This is a genomic window from Pricia sp. (assembly GCF_041745955.1).
GTDB lineage: Bacteria > Bacteroidota > Bacteroidia > Flavobacteriales > Flavobacteriaceae > Pricia.
In genome coordinates this window covers 1-5691 of sequence record NZ_JBGTHY010000429.1, presented here as the reverse complement: position 1 = coordinate 5691, position 5691 = coordinate 1, and the positions used below count along the sequence as shown (strand labels likewise).

Below are 5691 nucleotides of genomic sequence, written 5' to 3'. Positions count from 1 at the left end.
TTTGACAATATTTCAGATGTAGTTGCGTTATTCTTGTATAACAAAGCTACTATTATGGAAAAAATCTACTCTGAAAACCTTGAGAAAGGTAAAAACATTACTGCTAGGCCTGAGACCGTACAGTTCTTGCTGGGGTTCTCTAAATCGCTACATATCGTAAAATATGAGAATCTTCGATTTGAGAATAATTTGAATTAAGGCTTTACCGCTTTACGCATATCGCCATGCGCCGGTTGCAATTTTTTGTGAACTGGGTATGGCGATATGCGTACGGCAACTCGTTCAATTTTACTTCCAGTGTTATGTTGAAGCTGAAAAGACGAATTGGATTATTAGACAATTTTGGTTAAACTTAGCGCTAGACTAGAAAATGTTTCTCTCGATATAAGCTTTCCCCTTTTTATGGTAATATTCCTTTAAGACCGACTTCCTTCCAATAGTTTTTGTGATGATATCGTTGTCCAAATTCCAGCCTCTTGCCTGTGAGTATTCCCTACCGTACCAAATGATCTGAAGATGCAGGTCGTTCCAAAGTGCTTTGGGAAAAAGGCGTTTGGCATCTTTTTCCGTCCGTACCACATTTCTTCCGTTTGAAAATCCCCAGCGGTACATCAGGCGATGGATGTGGGTATCGACCGGAAAAGCTGGAATTCCGAAAGCTTGGGACACCACTACACTTGCCGTTTTGTGGCCTACGGCGGGCAGTTCTTCCAACAATTCCATTTCTTGGGGCACTTGCCCGCCGTACTTTTCTATCAGAATTTTCGAAAGTCCGTGAATGCCTTTTGATTTCATGGGCGACAGTCCGACCGGTTTAATGATTTCCCGAATTTCTTCTACGGATAACTTTACCATGTCATACGGATTATCAGCCCTATCAAACAACAAAGGCGTTATTTGGTTCACCCTTACATCGGTGCTTTGGGCGGACATCAGTACGGCGATCAGCAAGGTGTAAGGGTCCTTATGGGCAAGGGGAACAGGAATTTCAGGATAGATTTCCTGTAAAGTCCGTATCGTGAAATCGACCTTTTCGGCTTTCGTCATTTTTGTGTAATTTCGTTACCATTTACAAATTTAATAGAAAATTAGCTATGAACAGATTGCAAGTAGGGGACCAGGTTCCCGAATTCCTATCCAAAGATCAAGATGGTACCATTATAAAATTATCCGATTACCATGGGCAGAAGCTGATTGTTTTTTTCTATCCAAGGGCCAATACACCGGGCTGCACTGCGGAAGCCTGTAATCTGCGCGATAACTATTCAAAGTTAAAAGCGGCCGGCTATGAACTTTTGGGGGTTAGCGAGGATACGGGCAAAAAACAGTCGAACTTTAAGAACAAATACGATTTACCCTTCCCTTTATTAGCCGACGAAGATCATACGGTTATCGACACCTTTGGCGTTTGGGGGCCTAAAAAATTCATGGGTAAGAAATTCGACGGACTTCTTAGAACTACCTTCATACTCGATGAAGATGGCGTAGTGGAAAAGGTAATCGATAAAGTAAAGACCAAGGCTCACGCCGCGCAGATTTTAGAATGATGGGTTTTGTTTTTTAATAGCAAAACCTCCTTAAGCCTTCTCCGCCTTAACCAATTTCTTCGTAAATAGGTTCTTATCCTTAATGGTCTTGGCAATTCCCTTGGGCAGCATTTCTTCCCATCCTTTTTCGTCGTTGATGATTTTCTTAAGTACGTCCCTAGAAAATATATGCATGATTTCGGTATCGTAGTCGATAATGTCCATCACCTTGCCGTTATACTTGAAAAACTTGTACAGTTCCTTCATTCTCGGGTGTACCTTGACGTTATTGCTGGTCATGATCTGTCCGGTATCGGCATTTTTCATCGGATAGAGATATACCTGAAGATCTTTGAAAAATAGTTTTCCGAAGGCCTCTAAAATACCACCGCTCAAATGCCGGTAATATTTCTCGTCGAAAATGTCGATAAGGTTGTTGACCCCCATGGTCAGGCCGATTTTCTCCTTGGTGTAGTTGTTGAAATATTCGACCAATTTGTAGTACTCCTGAAATTTGGATATCATTACCGTATGGCCCAATGCACCCAGCAACTCGGCTCGGTCCATAAAATCGCGCTCATCGATTTCGCCCGAGGCTTTGAGGTTCGATAGGGTGATTTCGAAAATGACGATGGTACGGTCTTCGTCTACCGCTTGATCTCGGAGAAAAATATCGTACGATTTATGGAACATATCCATATTTACCTTGGTTACCGGCCTAAAGCTACCTCGTAATGCCAGAATATTTTTTTTGTAAAGGAGCGTCGCCGGAAGCAAATTATTGCCGTCAGGTCCGAACATGACCGCATCGGTCATGTCGTTCCGTATCAATTGCAGACTCATCAACCGGTTATCAACATCCTTAAAATTCGGACCTGAAAAGTTGACCATATCGATTTCAATGGTGTCCTTATCGATGTGGTCATAGAGGTATTTCAGTAGTTTTCTGGGCTTGTGGTATTTGTAGAAAGCCCCATAGATTAGGTTAGTACCTACCACACCCAAGGTTTCTTGCTGTAAACGTGCCTCGTTCTGTTTGAAACGTATATGCAGTACGATTTCGTCATAATCTTTTTGTTGGGGATCGAGCTGGTAACGTATTCCCAACCATCCATGCCCTTTATAGCGTTTTGAAAAATCGATTGTAGCCACGGTATTCGCATAAGAAAAGAAAAGCCGGTCGGGATGTGTCTCCCTGCTGATGCGCTCTTCCATCAGCTGCATTTCGTGGGTCAACATCTTTTTTAAACGGGGCTGAGTCACATATCTGCCGTCTTCCTCAATACCGTAGATTGCATCGCTGAAATCCTTATCATAAGCACTCATGGCCTTTGCTATGGTACCTGAGGCCCCGCCGGACCTAAAAAAATTCCGGGCGGTTTCCTGTCCTGCGCCTATTTCGGAAAAAGTGCCGTAGATATCGGGATTTAGGTTGATTCTCAGGGTCTTGGCCTTGATCGAGGGGATGTTTTCAAATGCCGTGTCCCTATCTAGAACTGAAGCCATAGCTTTTTTTTTGTTAAACAAAGTTAACAAGTTCGGGCAATCTAATAAATTATTTAGTTATAAATTTGAATTAAGAACGATGACGCTTTGAGAATTACATTTTTAGGAACAGGTACATCACAAGGTATTCCGATTATTGGCAGTAAACATCCCGTATGTTTAAGCGATGACATAAAGGATAAAAGACTGCGGGTATCCGTTTTGATTTCTTGGGATAACCACAATTACGTCATCGATTGTGGCCCTGACTTCCGACAGCAAATGCTCGCCCACGATGTCGATACATTGGATGGCATCCTGTTTACCCACGAACATTCGGATCATACGGCAGGGCTTGACGATATTCGTCCCTATTTTTTTCGTCAGGGCGATGTTTCTATATATGCCCATCAAAGGGTAGCGGATTCCTTACGAAAACGTTTCGATTATATTTTTGCGGATACCAATCGGTATCCAGGCGCTCCTTGTGTCGACGTCAATCTGGTCGAAAATAATCATCCGTTTATTTTGGGTGATATCTCTGTGGTACCTATATCGGCCAAGCATAACCGGATACAGGTTTTCGGGTACCGCTTTGGGGATTTTACGTATCTAACGGACGTAAAAACAATTGACGAAAAAGAAATAGATAAAGTCAAAGGCTCTAAAGTTTTAGTGGTAAACGCCCTGAGGGAGGATGCCCACCATTCCCATTTCAACTTGGAGGAGGCCCTGGCATTTGTGGAAAAGGTAAAGCCCAAAACCGCTTATTTCACTCACATCAGCCACCTTTTGGGATTTCACGCAGAGGTGGAAAAAAAATTGCCGGAAGGCGTGCATTTGGCGTATGACGGGTTGGTGGTCGAGATATGAGATGTGGTATTTTAGAAGTTGCATTGTACACAATAGACGGTTGATGATAGGCGTTATGGTTGTGGGTAAGAACCCCGGAAAAATAATAAAGACCGAAGGGGCGCAAATCTTGCGTCTCCTGACTAAAAATTCAATGTAATTGAAAAGCAAAATCTTTCTTTACCTATTCCTTTTTATGGCACTTATCAGCCTTTACCTTTTTGTTAGTAGCGGTAAAATGGCGGAAGCCAAGGATGCCCAGATCGAAAACCTGAAGGCCGATGTGGAACAATTGCAGGATTCCGTTAAAAATACCCAGTTAAAAGTGCTGGAAATGCAGTATTTTTCGTTGGAAAACAACGATGATGCCCTGGCGTATTATGACCATTTGTCCCTGAAAAATCCTTCGGGTTACATATCCGACAAACTCTTGGAGACCAATGAAAGCAAAGGCACCAATCCGCTTGTACCTTATGAAGGTATGGAGGGCGATTTTAAGGTTAACAAAATCAAGGTGCTGAACCACAGATGGATTTTGGCCGATTTTTCCGATGGAAAATATTGGGGCGAACTGCTTATTAAATACGAATTGAAGGACGATTTGGGAGTGGACTTTACGTTGATAGACCACTTGTTGTATACGAGAAGTAATTGATTCCTTAAATTCTTCCCATAAGCCACTTTTTGAACGAATGAAAATTCTGGGGCGCAACACCATGTCCCACGGGGAATTCCTCATACACATGCTCAATTCCTAATTTATTCAGAAAGGGAGAGGCTTTTTGTGCCCACTCCGGCGGAATCACCTGGTCTACTTGACCGTGTGAGGCATATATCATGAGATTATCATGATTTTTATCGGCATAACCGTGTATCAGGATTTTTTTGTTAATATAACCACTCAGGGCAATTACGTTTTTTACTTTTTCAGGATATGACAAGGCCACGGCATAGCTGAGTATCGTTCCTTGGCTGAACCCCAGCAAGGTAATTCGCCCATCATCCAATCCGTAGGTCTTACAGGCTTCCTCCATAAAGATTACAATTTTTTCGCGGGATAGTGCGGCCTGTTGGTCATCGCTCCATTTGCCCTGTTGCGCATCGAAATTAATGGCGTACCATGCATATCCGAAAGGTTCCATAGGGTAGGGGGCACGGACGGAAATGACACATAGTTCCATTGGAAGCTCAGGCGCAAAGGAAAAAAGATCTTCTTCGTTGCTTCCGTAGCCGTGTAGCATGAATAACACAGGCGGCTTGCCTTTCGTTAGTGACGAGGGGCGAATACTATGTTCCAAGGATAATGGGGCTGTGGTCATATTTGGGAGAATTGTTTCAAGAAGATTTTATAGGCAAATCCGGTTTCGAAATTCATTGTTTTATCCAACTTCAACTGATAAAAGTAAACCATTTTTGAAAAAAATCGCCCAAAATGGGTACGGACTGCTTTTTCTCCTGTAGGGCACCGATAAAACCGTATCCCCAGAGCACGATATAACCAATGTATAAACCGTAAAAAGCATAGCCGTTGAACCAAACGCTCAAAAAAAGCGCGAACCCTAAAAAAAACAGATGTAGGCCGAAAGCCTGCCGGATGTGGAAACGGGCAAATTCATTCTTTGGCTCGTTGTTCATGCTTATGGCAATCAAGGCGCCGACAAGGGTGAAATAGGCAACAATGGCCGCTGTCTTTCCTTCTTTAATGGTGTTGATATTCATACAAAGTTCAAAAATTTAAATAGGCTGATACGGCTTATAGCATTTTTCGCGATAAGATAATTTTGCGAACAGGCACTATCTTAAAAAAGTGCATGCCCATTATGAATCA

At 42.7% G+C, this 5691-nt stretch carries 8 protein-coding genes; 4 read left to right on the top strand and 4 right to left on the bottom strand.

Annotated features, from left to right (window positions below; genetic code table 11):
* The coding region (locus ACEW8S_RS15190; RefSeq protein ID WP_373518975.1) for a hypothetical protein at positions 1-198 on the top strand (198 nt) is incomplete at its 5' end.
* A gap of 165 nt (positions 199-363) precedes the next feature.
* Here the strand turns inward: ACEW8S_RS15190 and nth are convergent.
* The gene (gene nth, locus ACEW8S_RS15185; RefSeq protein WP_373518974.1) at positions 364-1047 is read right to left on the bottom strand and encodes an endonuclease III; all 684 of its coding nucleotides are present in this window, start codon (positions 1045-1047) and stop codon (positions 364-366) included.
* A 47-nt stretch (positions 1048-1094) separates the two neighbouring features.
* Here nth and bcp point away from each other — a divergent pair, with 47 nt between their 5' ends.
* Positions 1095-1547 (top strand): thioredoxin-dependent thiol peroxidase, encoded by a 453-nt coding sequence (gene bcp, locus ACEW8S_RS15180; protein ID WP_373518973.1) that lies wholly within the window; start codon positions 1095-1097, stop codon positions 1545-1547.
* A gap of 30 nt (positions 1548-1577) precedes the next feature.
* Here bcp and ACEW8S_RS15175 read toward each other — a convergent pair whose 3' ends face one another.
* Positions 1578-3032, bottom strand: a complete 1455-nt coding sequence (locus tag ACEW8S_RS15175; protein ID WP_373518972.1) for a TonB-dependent receptor — start codon at positions 3030-3032, stop codon at positions 1578-1580.
* Positions 3033-3119: 87 nt separating this feature from the next.
* On the opposite strand from ACEW8S_RS15175, the gene ACEW8S_RS15170 reads away from it, so the two are divergent.
* Both ACEW8S_RS15170 and ACEW8S_RS15165 read left to right on the top strand, forming a co-directional pair.
* Positions 3120-3884 (top strand): MBL fold metallo-hydrolase, encoded by a 765-nt coding sequence (locus ACEW8S_RS15170; protein WP_373518971.1) that lies wholly within the window; start codon positions 3120-3122, stop codon positions 3882-3884.
* Between the two features lie 139 nt (positions 3885-4023).
* On the top strand, positions 4024-4518 hold the full coding sequence (locus tag ACEW8S_RS15165) for a hydrolase (RefSeq protein ID WP_373518970.1): 495 nt from the start codon (positions 4024-4026) through the stop codon (positions 4516-4518).
* A gap of 4 nt (positions 4519-4522) precedes the next feature.
* On the opposite strand, the gene ACEW8S_RS15160 is transcribed toward ACEW8S_RS15165, so the two are convergent.
* Together ACEW8S_RS15160 and ACEW8S_RS15155 are read right to left on the bottom strand one after the other, a co-directional pair.
* Positions 4523-5182: an alpha/beta hydrolase gene (locus tag ACEW8S_RS15160; RefSeq protein ID WP_373518969.1), complete on the bottom strand. Its 660-nt coding sequence runs from the start codon at positions 5180-5182 to the stop codon at positions 4523-4525.
* A gap of 70 nt (positions 5183-5252) precedes the next feature.
* Positions 5253-5582: a hypothetical protein gene (locus tag ACEW8S_RS15155; RefSeq protein WP_373518968.1), complete on the bottom strand. Its 330-nt coding sequence runs from the start codon at positions 5580-5582 to the stop codon at positions 5253-5255.
* Positions 5583-5691 lie beyond the last annotated feature (109 nt).

What these genes read in the sequence shown, in the direction of transcription:
- bcp (WP_373518973.1), top strand. Translation starts at nt 1,095, where the DNA reads ATGAACAGATTGCAAGTAGGGGACCAGGTTCCCGAATTCCTATCCAAA.
- nth (WP_373518974.1), bottom strand. Translation starts at nt 1,047, where the DNA reads ATGACGAAAGCCGAAAAGGTCGATTTCACGATACGGACTTTACAGGAA.
- ACEW8S_RS15160 (WP_373518969.1), bottom strand. Translation starts at nt 5,182, where the DNA reads ATGACCACAGCCCCATTATCCTTGGAACATAGTATTCGCCCCTCGTCA.
- ACEW8S_RS15155 (WP_373518968.1), bottom strand. Translation starts at nt 5,582, where the DNA reads ATGAATATCAACACCATTAAAGAAGGAAAGACAGCGGCCATTGTTGCC.
- ACEW8S_RS15175 (WP_373518972.1), bottom strand. Translation starts at nt 3,032, where the DNA reads ATGGCTTCAGTTCTAGATAGGGACACGGCATTTGAAAACATCCCCTCG.